The organism is Acinetobacter sp. YH01004 (assembly GCF_013420455.1).
In the GTDB taxonomy this organism is placed as follows: domain Bacteria; phylum Pseudomonadota; class Gammaproteobacteria; order Pseudomonadales; family Moraxellaceae; genus Acinetobacter; species Acinetobacter towneri.
Genome location: NZ_VOXZ01000003.1, coordinates 59,262 through 76,010 on the forward strand (window position 1 = coordinate 59,262; position 16,749 = coordinate 76,010).

Below are 16,749 nucleotides of genomic sequence, written 5' to 3' on the forward strand. Positions count from 1 at the left end.
AAGCGTTTGACACCCCCCCTTATACGCCCTATTATACGCCCACCTCTGAAACGTCCCTATCGTCTAGAGGCCTAGGACATCGCCCTTTCACGGCGGTAACCGGGGTTCGAATCCCCGTAGGGACGCCAATTTCAGAAGTAGATATTTTTTTAAGTCCCTATCGTCTAGAGGCCTAGGACATCGCCCTTTCACGGCGGTAACCGGGGTTCGAATCCCCGTAGGGACGCCAATATTCTCAACAACTGCATTGGTTGTTACATGGTTTAAAAATATAAACTTCTATTTGTCCCTATCGTCTAGAGGCCTAGGACATCGCCCTTTCACGGCGGTAACCGGGGTTCGAATCCCCGTAGGGACGCCATATTCGAGATGTTTACATCTCAACAAAAAGCCCAATCAATATGACTTGGGCTTTTTGCTATCTAACGCATTAGTTTTATATTTCAATCTGTGCGGACTGATTCAAAAACCATAGTTTAAGCTTTGAATCCGTCCACTGAGGTTTGAAAAATACGAATCAAGCTGATTTACGTGAGTTGACCTGTCCTTTAATCACCGCAGTTAAATTGCCTTTTAAATATTTGAAAAAGACTTTTAAAGGCGAGAGTTTCGGGTTTGGACGCTTGCCTTGTGCAATTGCTTTGAACTGCGCGGCATACCAAATAATTTCCATAATTGCCATTTTATCAATCATCGGGATACCAGTTTTAATTTTATCGACCCCGTAACGTACATCTTGACCCGCCAACAAACGGTTGGCTAAATCGGTTTCTACCGCAAATGGTCGGGCGATCCCAATAAAGTCACATGCACCACTGTCCAAAGCAGCATTCTTGGCAACTACCGTTCTAAAACCACCTGTCACCATTAAGTGGCATTTCACCTGACTGCGAATCAATTCCGCAAAAGATAAAAAATAGGCTTCACGGGCAATGGTACTTGGTTTACGTTTATCAGCTTTAGAGCCTGCCATCGCGGGTGCTTCATAAGTACCACCTGAAATTTCAATCATATCTATACCTGCTTCATCCATGGCTTTAAACACGCTAATCACTTCTTCTTCAGTGATGCCGCCACGTTGAAAATCTGCAGAGTTTAGTTTGACTGATACAATAAAATTGTCTGAGGTCGCTGCACGTACCGCTTGATAAATTTGCATCAAAAAGCGCATACGGTTTTCAATATTGCCGCCCCATTGGTCTTGGCGTTTATTGGTCAGTGGCGATAAAAACTGGCTGATCAAATAGCCATGCGCACCATGCAGTTGAATCCCTTCAAAGCCCGCTTGCTCACAAATCTGTGCAGCTTTGGCAAAACGCTGAATAATATCGAGGATTTCATCTTCATGTAGTTCACGTGGTGTACCAAAACTCAAAGCTAAACTTGGACTAAAAGGCACAGCCGAAGGTGCAACCGTTTCTTTATTCAAACCTTTCGGACATTGCCGCCCAGGATGTGACAACTGTACCAATTGCACCATGCCATAACGTTTACCAACTTCTGCCCACTGTTTGAGCTTTTCTATATCTCGGTCTGATTCAATTCCCACAACACCCGGTTCATTTTTGGCACGTAAATCGACCATTACGTTGCCAGTGATGGCACAGCCCAAACCACCTTTTGCCCATGCTTCATATAGACCTAAATGCAGGCTATTCGGCTGCCCTGCCGTGTTGGCAAGCGCCTCACTCATCGCGCCTTTAATGATGCGATTTTTAAACATGGTATTACGAATCTGAATTGTTTCGGCAAGATGGCTCATACACTGTTCCGTATTGTGTTTTATTGGTCTTTTTTACTCTAAAGATTTTTCGGAACAGGTCAATGCCATTTTGACAAATCTTATTGTCAAAATGGTAAAACAAGTCAGCCAGCCGAAATAGCTGTTTAAAAATATTGAAGGTTTAATACTCACTGGCAGCAATCAATTGACGGGTATATTCTGTTTGCGGATGGCTAAATAACTGTACAGTATCTTGAAATTCCATGACTTTCGCTTGATGCAGCACCAACACTTTTTGACACAGTGCTTTCACCACTTGCAAATCGTGGCTAATAAACAAATAGCTCATCTGTTCTTGCTGCTGCAAACGGCGTAACAGCTGCACGACAGCACGTTGCGTGGTACGGTCTAAGGCAGAAGTCGGCTCATCCATAATTAACAGTTTAGGACGCAGCACCAACGCGCGTGCTAATGCAATCCGTTGACGTTGCCCACCCGACAATTCATGCGGATAGCGTTGTTTAAAACTCACAGGCAATTCCACTTTGCTTAGAGCTTCATCAATGCGCTGGATGATTTCAGGCTTGGACAATTGTTGCAATGCCAAACCCTCACCAATGGTTTGCTCCACATTTAAACGTGGATTTAAGCTGCTAAACGGGTCTTGAAATACAATTTGAAACTGCTGACGTAAGGGACGCAATTGGCGTTCATTCAGTTGATTCAGATCTTGCCCAAGTAGTTCAATTTTTCCCTCACTTTCAATCAATCGTGCAATTGCAAGTGCCAATGAACTTTTACCCGAACCACTTTCACCGACAATACCAATAGATTGACCTTGCGGAAGTTGCAAGCTTAACGGCTCAACCGCAACCACATAATCTTTAACCCGATTCAGCAAGCCTTGTTTAATCGGGAATTTCACAGCAACCTGCTCCAACTCCAAAATGGTCGGCAACTCATCAACCTGCAAAGCTTCACCAAAATCATGATTCAACAAGTTTTGGGTATAGGCTTGCTGCGGTCTATTAAAAATATCTGCCACACTGCCCTGTTCTTCGACCCGCCCCTGATTCATTACAATTACCCGATCTGCATAGTGTTTGACTAAATTCAAATCGTGGCTGATCAAAATCATGGCCATATTACGACGCACTTGCAGGCTTTTTAATAAATCCAAAATCTGCGCCTGCAAAGTCACATCTAAAGCCGTAGTTGGTTCATCAGCAATTAAAATATCGGGATCGAGTGCCAACGCCATTGCGATCATCACTCGCTGACGTTGCCCCCCAGATAATTCATGTGGATAACGCTTTAGTTTTTCTTCAGGCTGTGGAATGCCGACATCTGCAAGTAATTGCAGCACCCGGGCACGCGTTTTTTCTTTGCTCCAACCTTGGAGTAATAAACTTTCACCAATAATTTTTTCCACTCGATGCAACGGATTTAAAGCCGTCATTGGTTCCTGAAAAATCATGGCAATTTTTTGACCACGAACTTGTCGCAATTGTTGCGGTTTAAGGCGAAGTAAATCTTGTTCTGCAAAGACTGCCTGACCTTGCACCTGTAAATGTTCGGGCAATAAACCCAGCAATGCCAAACTACTAATAGATTTTCCAGAACCACTTTCACCAACCAAAGCAATGGTTTCGCCTGCATGCAGCTCAAAGTTTAAATCGTGCAATAAAACCTGTTGCTGCTGAATACGCAGATGACTGACTGTTAGCAATACTGCAGGCTGTGATGCAGTTGAAGAATTAACGTCTTGGATCGAATGCATCACGGGTCGCCTCCCCAATATAAATTAACAAGGACAGCACAATTGCTAAGGTAAAAAAGCCTGACAATGCCAACCACGGTGCATTTAAATTATTTTTACCTTGTAACAACAACTCCCCTAAAGATGCTGCATCGGGCGATAAGCCGTAACCTAAAAAATCCAGTGCGGTTAAAGCTGTAATATTGGCGGTTAGCATAAATGGCAACTGCGACAAACTCGAACTCATGGCATTGGGTAAAATATGCCGAAACATAATGGTACGATCGGTTACGCCTAAACTTCGCGCTGCACGGACATAGTCAAAATTTCGGGCGCGTAAAAATTCTGCTCGAACCAAGCCGACCAGTGTCGTCCAGCCAAATAACAGCATAATCACAAATAGCCAATACACACTTGGGGTAAACATGCTGACCAAAATCATCACCATGAACAGCATCGGTAAACCGCCCCACACCTCTAAAACGCGCTGACCAATTAAATCGACCCAGCCGCCATAGTAGCCCTGAATTGCCCCGACCAAAATGCCCAAAGCTGCCGATGCAAAAGTCAATGCAAAGCCAAATAACAACGATACACGCAAGCCATATAAAATTCGCGCCAACACATCGCGCCCTTGGTCATCTGTACCTAGCCAATTTTGTGCAGTTGGTGCAGAAGGTACAGGAACGGCCAAATCTAAATTCGGGGTCTGGTAAGAAAACTCAATGAGCGGCCAAACTGCCCATCCTCGGTCTGCAATCAGTTGTTGCACCACTGGGTCTTTATAATCTGCTTCGGTTTCAAATACACCGCCAAAGGTCGTTTCAGGATAAGCCTTGAACACTGGCAGATATAAAGATTGCTCATATTTGACCAATAACGGTTTATCATTGGCAATCAGTTCTGCCGCCAAAGACAACACAAAAATAATGATAAAGACAATGAAACAACCCAAACCCAATTTATTCTGTTTAAAACGCTGCACACGCGCCTGCATGATCGGTGACATTATTTTGCCCCTCGCGATTCAAAACTAATACGTGGGTCAATCACCTGATATAACACATCGCTGATTAAGCGTAGAATTAAGCCCAATAAGGTAAAAATAAACAAAGTGCCAAAAATTACAGGATAATCACGCTGTACAATCGCCTCAAAACCAAGCAGGCCTAATCCATCCAAATTAAAAATAATTTCGATGAACAAGTTCCCGACAAAGAAAATACCCACCAACGCTTCGGGCAAACCTGCAATTACAATTAGCATGGCATTACGAAACACATGCCCATATAACACACGCGATTCGGTTAGACCTTTAGAACGTGCCGCCAACACATACTGCTTGTTTAATTCTTCCATAAACGAGTATTTGGTGAGATAAGTCAGCCCTGCAAAACCACCAATCACCATCGCCAATAAAGGCAAAGTTATGTGCCAAAAATAATCGGTAATTTTTCCCCACAGACTTAATTGTGCAAAGTTCTCAGACACCAAACCCTGTAAGGGGAACCACTGAAAATATGAACCACCCGCAAAAAATACAATCAGCAAAATAGCAAAGGCAAACGCAGGAATGGCATAACCGACTGCCAACAAAATAGAAGTGGCTTTATCAAACAACAAGCCATGCTGACGGGCTTTTTTAATGCCTAAAGGAATAGAAATTAAATAAATCAGCAAGGTGCTCCATAAACCTAAAGATAGCGATACAGGTAATTTTTCCCATAACAATTGGGTCACAGGTTTATCTTTAAAAAAGCTGGTGCCAAAATCGAACTGCACATAGCTGGTGAGCATTTGCCAAAAGCGTTCATGTGCAGGTTTATCGAATCCATATTGCGCTTCGATTTTTGCAACCATTTCATCACTTAAACCTTTAGCACCTTGATAATTGCTGCTATTGGAGGTTGCAGCAGTTTCACCGCCTGTCGCCCCCATGCCCTGAAAGGCTTCGGCTTGCTGAATCGCCTGTTCGACTGGACCGCCCGGTGCAATTTGAATCACCACAAAGTTAATCAATAAAATGAAAAACAAGGTTGGAATAATCAGGAGCAATCTTTTGAGTATGTATGTGCCCATGTACTTACCTTTTGGCAATGTTCTGGTTTATCGCAAACACTGTCATGCTTGAGTTTTAAAATCGTTATTGTTGACGTAAATAATGTGCAACTTTCTTGGCTTGGGCAGCATCACTCCACCAATAATCAATTCCTGCCGATAGTTTAGGTTTGATGGCGGGCTGACGATACATATTCCAATAGGCATACCAGTTTTCACCTTTGCCATAGGTTGGAATTTGATAATACCCCGCACGCAATAAACGATCCAAAACTTTGGTACGCACAATCAATTGTTCACGATTAGGCGCACGAATCAACTGTTGTACCACTTCATCAATTACTGGGTTTTTAATGCCTGCGTAATTATAGTTTCCTGGTTGATCTGCGGCAGCACTACTCCAAAGCTGTGCTTGCTCATTGCCTGGACTTAAAGATTGCGGCATGACACTGGTGGTCATATCAAAATCGGCACGGCGCATGCGTTCAATATATTGCGGCACATCGACATGCCGAATATTTACCGTAACGCCCAGACGTTTCATATTGCGCACAAAAGGCACTAATGTGCGTTGCAAACCATCCTGATGAATTAAAAATTCAATTTGAATGGCTTTGCCTTTGGCATCGACCAATTTACCTTGCTGAAAACGATAACCCGCTTTCAAAAGCAATTCACGGGCTTTAAGCAAGCCGTTACGGTTAAAGCCACTGGCATCAGTCACAGGATACTGCCAATTTTGCAATACGCCTTGGCGTTGAATAGGATGCAGCTTGGCCAAATAGGGTTTTAAAACAGACAATTCTGCGGCTGAAGGTGTGCCTTTGGCTTCTAATTCACTGTTAGAAAAATAACTTTGCAAACGGCGATATTGCCCATAAAACAAGGCTTTGTTTTGCCATTCAAAATCATAAGCGTAGGTTAAAGCCTGCCTAAAACGAATATCCTGAAACGCATGTCTGCGGGTATTAAAAACAAAACTTTGGGTCGGAATTGGGTTTTGGTGCTGAAATTTATGCTTGACCACCATGCCCGCATTCACAGCAGGAAAACGATATTCAGTGACCCATTTTCGTGCGGTATATTCTTCATGCAACGTGTATTGCCCCGACTTAAACCCTTCGAAGGCAATATCCAGATTGCGATAATAAACATACTTCAGGCGGTCAAAATTATAGCGCCCTTTATTTACGGGTAAATCTTTGCCCCAATAATTTGGATTACGCTTATAAGTAATGCTGCGCCCTGCATCAATCCGCTCAATAAGATACGGCCCTGAACCTAAAATCGGTTCTAGTGTGATGCGGGTAAAGTCACGCTTTTGCCAGTCTTTTTTAGAATAGATTGGCATTTGCGACAAAATCAGCGGCATTTCTGCATTGTTAGTGGATTTAAAACTGACTTTAACCTGATGCTTAGACAAGACCGTGGTTTTATCTAAATCGGATAAATACATTTGCAAACCTGGATTAGACTTGGTCTGAAAAGCATCAAAACTGAATTTCACATCATCTGCTGTAACTGGGCTGCCATCACTAAATTTAGCTTTAGGATTTAAATGAAAAATGACAAATGCAGTTTGCTTGGGGTCATAGCTGACTTTTTCTGCCAATAAGGGATACATCACCCCCGGCTCATCTAAAGAACTGCTCATGAGTGAATCGAATATAAAACTCACCCCATCGGTTGAGCTGCCCTTGCCATTCATGTCATTTAAATTATCAAAAGTGCCATTACTGGCACGAATTAAATCGCCACCTTTGGGCGCTTGCGGGTTGGCATAAGGCATAGCCGAGCGCCCCACATACTGAGGCTGGCTATGTACGGCAATATAGGGCGTGGTTTGTAACGCAGCCCATCCAAACTGCGGCAAGACCACACAACCTAAAATACAGCCCAGATATTGATGTGTCTTTTTTATGGCAAATGACATGCACACAGCTCCTTGTGCAGTATTCCTGAGGATGCCGTCAAAACATGACATCCTCAGGATTAAACTTTACAGATTCGGGACTTTAATCACATCGCCAATACGCAATTGAGTATTTGGCTGCATATCATTTAAATCTGCCAATGCTTTGGTGTCGATGCCATAACGACTGGATAAGCCAATCAGCGTATCCCCACGTTTCACTTTATATTCAGTTACGGTTTTGGGAACTTGAATATTTTGTCCAATGCGTAAACCTGAACGTGGCGTTAAGTTATTTAAACTCGCCAATTCTGCAACCGACACACCCACACGGCTGGCAATCGAATTTAAAGACTCACCACTTTTAACGGTATAAGTTTCGGTGGCTTTACTACTGCTGCTTTTCGCAGCACTTACGACCTCTGTTTTTACTTCATTTTTTGCAGCGCTGGCATCGACTTTTAAGCGTTGTCCAATGCGGACATTGGCAGTACGTGAAAGATCATTCAGCTCTGCCAAATAATTCAATTGCAATTTATATTGGCGCGCAATACTGCTTAAAGTTTCCCCTGCTTTGACCACGTGAATATCATTGGTGGTTTCAGCCACCGCTTCAACTTGGGCTTTTTTCTCAGGAACATCACCCGTGAGTTTAAGAATTTGTCCTGCTCTTAAACCACTGTTACGGCTTAGATTGTTTAAGTCTGCAATATAGTCTTGGCTGAGATTATATTTTGTCGAAATCGCCGATAAGGTATCGCCACGTTGTACCGTATAACGCTCAGGCACATTGACACCTGCAGGCACTTTGAGGGTTTGACCAATGCGCACACCGCTTTGCGTGCTTATATTATTTAAACTGGCGAGCTCTGCCAAAGAAATTTTGGCTTGGTTGGCAATGCTCGATAAAGTATCACCACGCTGTACTTGGTAGTTTTCAGTCGGATAGTTTGGCTCTGCTGCTTTTGTTTCTGACTTACTGGCTTCAGCTTTGCTCGCTTCCGTTTTTTGTGCAGTCACTTCATTTACAGGCACATTAATGCGTTGCCCAACCAATAAGCTACTGTTCGCTTTTAAACCTGGAGTTAAATCAGCCAATTCCTGATTTGACAAGGCATAACGGTCTGCAATCAGTTTTAAGTATTCGCCACGCTTCACTACGTAAGTTTTGGTTGCGATTTTTGCAGCCTGTTCTGCGGCTTTTTTGTCGGCTTCTGCTTTGGCTTTAGATGCAGCCGTTTCTTTTAAACTTAGACGCTGCCCTACAAATAAGCCACTGGTGGTGCTTAAGTTATTAAAATCTGCCAATTGTTTTACAGTTAAACCAAACTGACTGGCGACACCTGTTAAGGTATCATTGGCTTGCACCACGTATTGCTCAGGCATGGTTTTTGGCTTAGCAGGCTCTGCCTGTACTTGTGGCTTGGCGTCGTATAAATAAATACTGGTGCCCACATACAAAGTTGCATCTGGAGCAATTTGGTTCCACTTGGCAATATCACGCCAGTTCAAGCCATTTTTCATGGCAATACTGGCCAAGGTGTCCCCCGCTAACACGGTGTACGTGGTACGTTTGCCTTTTGGTGGTACGACCACCACTTCAGACTCCGTACGCACATAATTCTTACCTTGGTTACGCTTTGCTTCTTCTGAATCTAGGCGCGTATTTTCTGCCACACTTTTCGGGTAAGCAAAACCTTTGGTTAATTCTTTACCTTGCTGCTCTGCAACAGACAGACTGGTCTGAATAGCGGTCAGCTTAATTTTTCCATCGTATGGATCAACAATTTCAGTGCCTTGAGGCGCAATTTGTTTTAACTCAGCCACAAGTTGTTCTTGTTCTGCTTTAGAAGCCACAGGCTGCAACACTTCTTCTACAGTTTTATTGCTACCTTCTGCCTGCACTGCTGCAAGAATTTGCTCACGCTCAGTATTGGAAATTGGTGGTTCAATCCGCACAGGCTGAATATTGGCAGCAGGTGTAACAGCAACAGGAATACGCGGCGCACTTGGAATATCGCTACCCGCAGCAAATGCTGCCAAAGCGTCCGAACCTTGTGGCGTACGTGACAAACGTGTAGGCGTAGTCGTTGCTGGTTTTGAAACACTGGCTGTAGTCGATGCTGTGCTTGGTGTAGTGGTAGTTGTGACTGCCGTAGAGGCAGCAGGCTTGCCTGTAGTCGTTCTGGTTGTTGTACTGGTCGTTAACGCAGGTGGCTCAGATTTAGATGGTGTAATGGTCACACCAGAAGATGAAAACGATGGTGTGTTGCTGCTATTGCTTGCCCATAAACCGCCACCACCTTGTAGTTTTTTCAATCGTGCATCGACTGTTGGGCTTAAATCTGCAGGAATCAAAATACGCATTGGACTTTGGGTGTCAATCCGATCCCCACGATGTCCAGGGTTAAGCGAATACAGTTCGGCACGGCTGAGACCGGTAATATTGGCCACATCATTTAAATTCACCGCGCCCACATTAATTTCACGGAAGTGTGGACGGTTGGCAATTGGGGGTAAAGACACGCCATAAGCATGCGGGCTTTTAATAATTTGTGCTACCGCCAAGAAACGCGGCACATAGTTCATGGTTTCTTGCGGCAGTTTTAAAGACCAATAATCGGTTGGTAAACCTGCAGCTTTATTGCGGTTAATGGCTTGTTGAATACGACCCGGGCCTGCGTTATAAGCCGCCAATGCCAATTCCCAAGAACCAAACTGATTATACAAACTGCCCAAAAACTCATAGGCAGCACGAGTCGACTCCACGACATCTCGGCGACCATCGTACATCGAAGTTTGTTTTAAGCCGTAAATACGCCCTGTACTTGGAATGAACTGCCATAAACCTGCGGCAGCTGCGCTACTGGTTGCTGCAGGGTCATAGGAACTTTCAATCACAGGTAACAACGCCAATTCAGTTGGCATACCACGACGTTCAGCTTCTTTAACCGTGTGATACAAATAACGTGACGCACGCGCACTTAAACGATCCAAATACGGTTGACGTGAAATAAACCAGCCTCGCTGCGCTTCAATACGTGGGTTCCAATGGTTTAAATCCATTTTGAAACCAACGGTCATACGCTTCCAGACATCACCGTGTTTTAAAATTAATAAACGGTCACCTTCTACCGCGCGCATATCGGTTGCAGAGAGTAAATCTTCCAGACCATCTAAAGTACTGGCATCTAAATAACCCGAACCGACCTGACTTGAAGTGAGTGGCTTGCTCGCACCCTGCGTCGAGCTACAGCCCGTCATCAAGCCAAGGGCAGCCAATGCTGAACCTAAAACTGTAATTTTTAAAAATGAAGGTAAAGTCGGCTGCCACATGCGCGTGGTTGGTTTATACATAAAAAAATCCAAACAACTCGTATATAAATTATTTTTTAGACTTGCCATTGTAGTAGAGCTAGACAACGACACAAGGCATTAATTTAGCGCGTTTCGTCTATAAATGTTACAAGAAATTAAAAAATAGACAGGATTTACACGTCTAAACCGAATTTGCGATATACAATAGCTTTTCATTTTGATTTATTTTGCACAACCTGCGGATCTGATTTATGTCTCAAACAATCACTTTATATGTTGATGGTGCTTGTCGTGGTAATCCTGGCTTGGGTGGCTGGGGTGCGTATATTGTTACTGAACAAGAAGAACATAAATTATATGGTGGCGAAGCTCAAACCACCAATAACCGTATGGAATTGACTGCAGCGATTGAAGGCATTTTATTTTGCCCAATGGATGCCAAGCTGATTATTTGGACTGACTCCAATTACGTCAAACAAGGCATTACCGAGTGGATTCACGGCTGGAAAAAGAAAAACTGGAAAGATGTCAAAAACCCTGACCTTTGGCAAAAATTAGATGCCACCTGTCAAGGGCGTGAAATTGAATGGCACTGGATTAAAGGTCATGCAGGACATGTAGGCAATGAAATGGCAGATCAGCTTGCCAATTTAGGTGCAGATCAAATTCAGAAAACCTTAACTACAAATACGGCTCAACACATTCGCCCTGCGCTCGAGCTTACCCCAAATGATAAAAAAAAAGCGGAATCTGATTGGTTGCTCGACGATCCTTTCGGTTTTGACTTGATCGAAGAAGATGTAGAAATTGAAACAAGTACGCTGCATCGTCCTGTAGAAATCGACGTACACAACAATCATCAGGTCAAGGTCGATCTTGAAATAATGCAGACGCCAACCACACGCCTAGCCACAGAAACAGAAACAGAAACAGAAACAGAAACAGAAACAGAAACAGAAACAACAATTGAAACTGCAATCAATGCCGTTGAAGCCGATACAGCAGCAGTAAATGATCTTTCCAATCATCCACACATTGTGATTACCCCTGCCACGCTAAGCTTACATGGTCCACGCCAATTGATTCTAGATACTGAAACCACAGGTTTTTACTATCAAGATGGTGACCGAATTATTGAAGTCGGTGCGCTGGAAATGATTAACCGTAAACTCACGGGCAGTTCCATCCACATTTATATTCAGCCTGAAAAACTGGTCGGTGAATCAGAAAACATTCACGGTATTTCAGATGAGTTCTTAAAAGACAAACCCAAGTTTGCCGAAATTGCCGATGTGCTGTATCAATATCTTAAAGGTGCAGAAATTATTGCGCATAACGCCACCTTCGATATGAACTTCTTAGATATGGAGTTCAGTCGTGCGGGGTTGGGCAATTTGTCCGAAGTATGCGAAGTGACCGACTCACTGCTCATGGCAAAAAGTAAGCATCCTGGGCAAAAAAACTCACTCGATGCGCTCGTCAGACGCTATGAAATTCCTGCGCGTGACCGTACGTTCCACGGCGCATTACTAGATGCTGAAATTCTAGCCGATGTTTACTTGGCAATGACTGGCGGACAAGTCGCCTTTGATATGGATGCTCTGTCTGCAAGCGAAGAACAGCAACGTCAAAGTGATCGTTTAAGCATTGATATTGATCTTGCTGTGATTCTGCCATCAGAAGAAGAATTGGCTGCACATGAGAATTGGGTCAAACAATTTGAAGAAAAACACGGTAAACCTTGCTTTTTTGCCAAATAAAATCTACGAGTTTTGTAATTTTATGTATTTAAAGATTTGCCAGTTCAGTTATAGTTAAAGCAAATAGGACTTTGTGTATTTTGCAAAGAACCAACAAACAGATAAAACACTAGGAAAGGTGCAGATCCATGTCTTACCAAACCTCTATACATTTTGATCCAACTGCCTTACTGATAATAAAAAATGAGGTTGATAATTCTATCAAACTGGTTGAATCCGCAGTAAGCACCTTAGCAGAAGATCAAACTTTGCCTTTTGGGATTGATGATGCACTGAATCAGTTTGAACAGTGTGCTCAGGTTTTAGCCTTAATTGATATGGAAAGCTTGGCAAAAATTGCGCAATACTCAGCAGAGCTGATGCGTAAAATTATGGGGAATCCAAGCAATATCAACACGCTGGAAGTCATTGCACTTAGCGAAGGCACCACCATGCTCAAGCGTTATATTGAGTTTATTTGCCTACGTGAAGTTAAAATTCCACAATTCCTACTCGACACTTTAAACCGTTTAGAATTGGCATTGGGTAAACCATTGACTCAGGAAGGTCAGCATATTGAAACTTTATTGGACTGCATCACTCCAAGTTTCCAATTGCCGCAAGTGCCTTCTTTAGAAAAGTCGGCTTATGTGCATCGCTTATATAAACTGTCATTACATAAGCTGCTCAAGCAAGAAGAATCTGCCATGGATCTTCAAGCGATTAAACTGGTAGGAACGTATTTGGCAGGTTTGGCAGAACAACATCCGAGTCAGCAATATTGGGGCTTAGTACACGTTGCCTTTAACCATATTGATAACTTGTTGTTAAATGAGCCACGTTTGCGTACTTTTATTAGTATTGAGCACAATATGCGTCAATACTTTGCTACGCCAGAAAGCTTTACCGCCAGCTTGTCTGATCTTGCGAATGTGTTGAGCCTGTGTATTAGTCAAGAAGATGAAATTTCTCAACATATTCGCAGTCAAATGAATATTGGTGAAGACTTACTCACCGACATGCAGCTCCAAGTATTCAGCCGTCATTTATATGGTCCAGATTTTGACACCATGCATACCATTAGCGATTTGGTCACCACAGAAATGACACAAATTCGCAATGATATTGAATACAACTATCAAAACATGAGTCCTGAAAAAACGCTGGAATTACAAGGCAAATTAACAGAGTTAGCAAACTTGTTTAAAGTCTTGAACTTAAATGAAGCGCATTTGGACTTACAACGCCAAGCTGAATCATTAAGCCGTCCTGAATTACTCAAAGATGAAAACTTTGCCCAGCAATTAATGAACGTGATTTTATCGGCCATGAACTCAATCGGTGTGCTTGAACGTCACCACACCTCTAGCCGTTTGCAGTTACGTGTAAATAACATGAACATTTCGCTAGATCGTTTAGATGAAGCACACGAAGCCTTGCTGACTGAAACCAAGTTACTGATTGACTTAATCACGCAAACACTGACACAGCACCTACAAACTCAAAGTGTTGCAGATTTAGAGCATACTTCAGCGCAAATTCGTGAAGTTGCAGGGGCAATGTTGTTCTTGAATGCTGAAAGTGGTCAAAAAGCACTGAAAGTATCTGCAGATTTTGTGCATGCACAAGTCGAAGCAGGACAAAACTTAACTGCTGAACAAGTCAACAATATCTTAGATACGCTTGCCAGTGCAGACATGCTGATTGACAATTTAAAGAACAAACAACCTGTTCTACAAAGCATGTTTAAGGTAGCATTGGACAGTAGTGAAAAATTGAAAACTGTAGCCTAATGACTGAACTCTCACTTGCATATATTTTTCAGCAACAACAACTTTTGGTCGATGAAAACTTCCAATTACCACGTGTGGAAAAGTTGGCAAGTGATTTAAGTTTTAGCTCGGGTGATCAAGTGATTGCCCGAGATCTGCTTGAAGATGAATCCATTCCTGAAGGCTTTCAACTGGTGCCTATCCGACAACTTTTACAAGTCTGGAACACCCAACAGTTTGAACAAGCCAGCCGTGCTATTCAGTTACTCGAATGGCGTCGCAACCACAAATTCTGCAGCCATTGCGGTCATAAAACCGAAGTCCATGCGACTCAATATGCCATGGTCTGCCCAGCTTGTGGCTATCACCAATATCCGCGCGTAAATCCATGTGTCATTACCGTGATTACTCGTGGTGAAGATGAAGTCTTATTGGCGCGTAATGCACGCAATAAACTGCCCATTTACGGTTTAATCGCAGGCTTTGTTGAAGTGGGTGAAACACTCGAAGAAGCAGTACGTCGTGAAACTTTTGAAGAAGTTGGCGTACAACTTAAAAATATTCAGTATCTTGCCAGCCAGCCGTGGCCTTTTCCAAGTAACTTAATGATCGCCTTTAAAGCTGAATATGCAGGCGGTGAAATTCAGTTACAGGAAGAAGAAATTCGTGATGCACAGTTCTTTAAGTTTGATCAACTGCCTGATATTCCATTTAAAGGCAGTATCGCCCATGCCATGATTATGCATGTGACCCAAGGCACGCCTGTGGCAGATGACACCAAAGCTTGGCTATAAGTCTAATTCGCAATCTTGCATTTAAAAAACCGTTGCACCCCATAAGCTGCAACGGTTTTTTTAATTACCATTTTCCACAGAAGATCAATCAACATCACGCATCTTTAAGTGCCTGATCTAAAGCACGCATAATTTGGCGTTTGGTCGCAAAGAAACGACTAAACAAACTCGACACCGATGCCATAACACTGACATGCCCTGTTTTTGGAATGACAATAATTTCACTATGATTGCCATATTTCTTTAATACGTGGTCGAAGTCTGTGGCATTACTTGCCCCCACAATTTGATCTTTTTCTGCCACCAATAAATAGTGTTTGACTGAATTCGGCTCCACAAAATAATACGGCATCACATCCTGATACGGCACCTCTTGATCAAAGGCATCGGCACATAGCGGATCATCCTTATAATCAAAATGATAAGGCCCTGCCAAACCAATAATCACACGAATGTGATCTTTACAGCTTAAAGCATAGGGCTGGGGATGGTACAACAAGGACATCACATTAAATGCCCCAGCCGAATGTCCCATCAATACCACCTGTGCCGTAGAAATACCCAGTTTGTGTTGCTGCTGAGTCAAGTAATTCAGTGCAAGAGTTAAATCATCAATATAGGTGGGAAAAATATGCTGTGGCGCGAGTTGATAGTTCATCACCGCAACATCAAAGCCTTCTTTTGCAAAAGCTTCGCCCACAAAACGATAATCCTGCTTATCGCCACGTGACCATGCCCCACCATGCACAAACACCATGAGTGGACGCTGCGGGCGTGGTGTTATGGTGCGGTACAAATCCAAACGATGCCGTGCGCGTAAACCATAAGCAATATTGCTTTGAACGGTATAACCCTGACGTGGCGTTAAACGGTTCAGCGCATAGCTGCCCAAATCATACAGGCGAAATTCTTCATAAATACGTTTCGCCTGTTCTAAAGTTTTATTCAGTTGTTTAAACCAGTGTTCCACATTATTGAACATGTGTCGGTTCAACCTGATCTGGGTCAATCGCGACTGGCGTTTGTGTTTCTGGAGCAACCATTGGGCTGACAAAGTTCGCATTGTTGCTCGGTTGTAGCTCAATATTATCAATCAGGGTAATAATTTTAGTGACATTGCCCACTTGTTGTAGCACTTGGTTTAAATCCTGCAATTCTGCATTGTTTAAACGTCCCATCACATACAACACACCATCTTCGGTATGAATACGCACTTTGCTGTCTGACACCACAGGTGCTTTCATAATCAAACCACGGGTATTTGCAGTAACCGTGGTGTCCTGCATAATGGTGCTATAGCTGATTTGATTACCCACTGTAATATAATTGTGGATGGTTTTTACATCACTCATGGCACGCACATTGTCTTCTGCCAACTGTTTTAAATGCGCGTCAGGCACTTGCCCTGTCAACAACACATTGCCATGAAAACTTTCTATATTGACACGTGATTGTTTAAAACGTGAATCCAGTTTATATAAATTAATTTTTGCAGTACGTTCAATAGAGTTATCTATAAACACTTGCCCAAGTGAGCGTGCACCACTTTCTGTACCCACTGGCGCAGTGCCTGTGCCACTTGAAATAAAACTTGCACAACCCGATAAACTTGCTACACACAGCAAGGTCACTGCAATACGCTTGAACACTCAGCAAGACTCCTATTATTTTCTT

General features: G+C 43.1%; 11 protein-coding genes and 3 tRNA genes. 6 read left to right on the top strand and 8 right to left on the bottom strand.

Annotated features, from left to right (window positions below; all coding sequences use genetic code 11):
• Nucleotides 1-52: 52 nt before the first annotated feature.
• The 3 genes from FTT71_RS03045 (at nt 53) to FTT71_RS03055 (ending at nt 361) form a co-directional block, all read left to right on the top strand.
• A tRNA-Glu gene (locus tag FTT71_RS03045) sits at nt 53-128 on the top strand.
• Between the two features lie 25 nt (nt 129-153).
• Nucleotides 154-229, top strand: a tRNA-Glu gene (locus FTT71_RS03050).
• 56 nt (nt 230-285) lie between these two features.
• Nucleotides 286-361 (top strand) — tRNA-Glu (locus tag FTT71_RS03055).
• A 156-nt stretch (nt 362-517) separates the two neighbouring features.
• Here FTT71_RS03055 and FTT71_RS03060 read toward each other — a convergent pair.
• The 6 genes from FTT71_RS03060 to FTT71_RS03085 all read right to left on the bottom strand — a co-directional run bounded on the left by FTT71_RS03060 (nt 518) and on the right by FTT71_RS03085 (nt 10,809).
• Entirely contained in the window at nt 518-1,762 is a 1,245-nt protein-coding gene (locus tag FTT71_RS03060; RefSeq protein ID WP_180160697.1) for an NADH:flavin oxidoreductase/NADH oxidase family protein, read from the bottom strand.
• A 142-nt stretch (nt 1,763-1,904) separates the two neighbouring features.
• The gene (locus tag FTT71_RS03065) at nt 1,905-3,503 is read right to left on the bottom strand and encodes an ABC transporter ATP-binding protein (RefSeq protein WP_179996132.1); all 1,599 of its coding nucleotides are present in this window, start codon (nt 3,501-3,503) and stop codon (nt 1,905-1,907) included.
• Nucleotides 3,481-4,491, bottom strand: coding sequence for an ABC transporter permease (locus FTT71_RS03070; RefSeq protein ID WP_179988923.1), 1,011 nt, complete (start codon nt 4,489-4,491; stop codon nt 3,481-3,483). Before FTT71_RS03070 ends, FTT71_RS03065 begins: the two co-directional genes overlap by 23 nt.
• Complete coding sequence (locus tag FTT71_RS03075; protein WP_096902176.1) at nt 4,491-5,561, bottom strand: microcin C ABC transporter permease YejB; 1,071 nt, start codon at nt 5,559-5,561, stop codon at nt 4,491-4,493. Before FTT71_RS03075 ends, FTT71_RS03070 begins: the two co-directional genes overlap by 1 nt.
• Nucleotides 5,562-5,625: 64 nt before the next feature.
• Entirely contained in the window at nt 5,626-7,473 is a 1,848-nt protein-coding gene (locus tag FTT71_RS03080) for an extracellular solute-binding protein (RefSeq protein ID WP_004972660.1), read from the bottom strand.
• Between the two features lie 66 nt (nt 7,474-7,539).
• Nucleotides 7,540-10,809, bottom strand: coding sequence for a LysM peptidoglycan-binding domain-containing protein (locus FTT71_RS03085; protein WP_179990336.1), 3,270 nt, complete (start codon nt 10,807-10,809; stop codon nt 7,540-7,542).
• A gap of 212 nt (nt 10,810-11,021) precedes the next feature.
• On the opposite strand from FTT71_RS03085, the gene dnaQ reads away from it, so the two are divergent.
• From dnaQ to nudC, 3 genes are all read left to right on the top strand, one after another.
• On the top strand, nt 11,022-12,530 hold the full coding sequence (gene dnaQ, locus FTT71_RS03090; RefSeq protein ID WP_180160698.1) for a DNA polymerase III subunit epsilon: 1,509 nt from the start codon (nt 11,022-11,024) through the stop codon (nt 12,528-12,530).
• Between the two features lie 128 nt (nt 12,531-12,658).
• Nucleotides 12,659-14,302 carry a chemotaxis protein gene (locus tag FTT71_RS03095; RefSeq protein WP_096902171.1) on the top strand — a complete coding sequence of 548 codons (1,644 nt, stop codon included), beginning with the start codon at nt 12,659-12,661 and terminating at the stop codon, nt 14,300-14,302.
• Nucleotides 14,302-15,075 (top strand): NAD(+) diphosphatase, encoded by a 774-nt coding sequence (gene nudC, locus FTT71_RS03100; protein ID WP_096902169.1) that lies wholly within the window; start codon nt 14,302-14,304, stop codon nt 15,073-15,075. Before FTT71_RS03095 ends, nudC begins: the two co-directional genes overlap by 1 nt.
• A gap of 94 nt (nt 15,076-15,169) precedes the next feature.
• Here the strand turns inward: nudC and FTT71_RS03105 are convergent, their stop codons facing one another.
• Complete coding sequence (locus FTT71_RS03105) at nt 15,170-16,057, bottom strand: alpha/beta hydrolase (RefSeq protein ID WP_180160699.1); 888 nt, start codon at nt 16,055-16,057, stop codon at nt 15,170-15,172.
• Complete coding sequence (locus FTT71_RS03110) at nt 16,047-16,724, bottom strand: BON domain-containing protein (RefSeq protein WP_004972649.1); 678 nt, start codon at nt 16,722-16,724, stop codon at nt 16,047-16,049. The genes FTT71_RS03105 and FTT71_RS03110 overlap by 11 nt, the downstream gene beginning before the upstream one ends.
• Between the last annotated feature and the right edge of the window lie 25 nt (nt 16,725-16,749).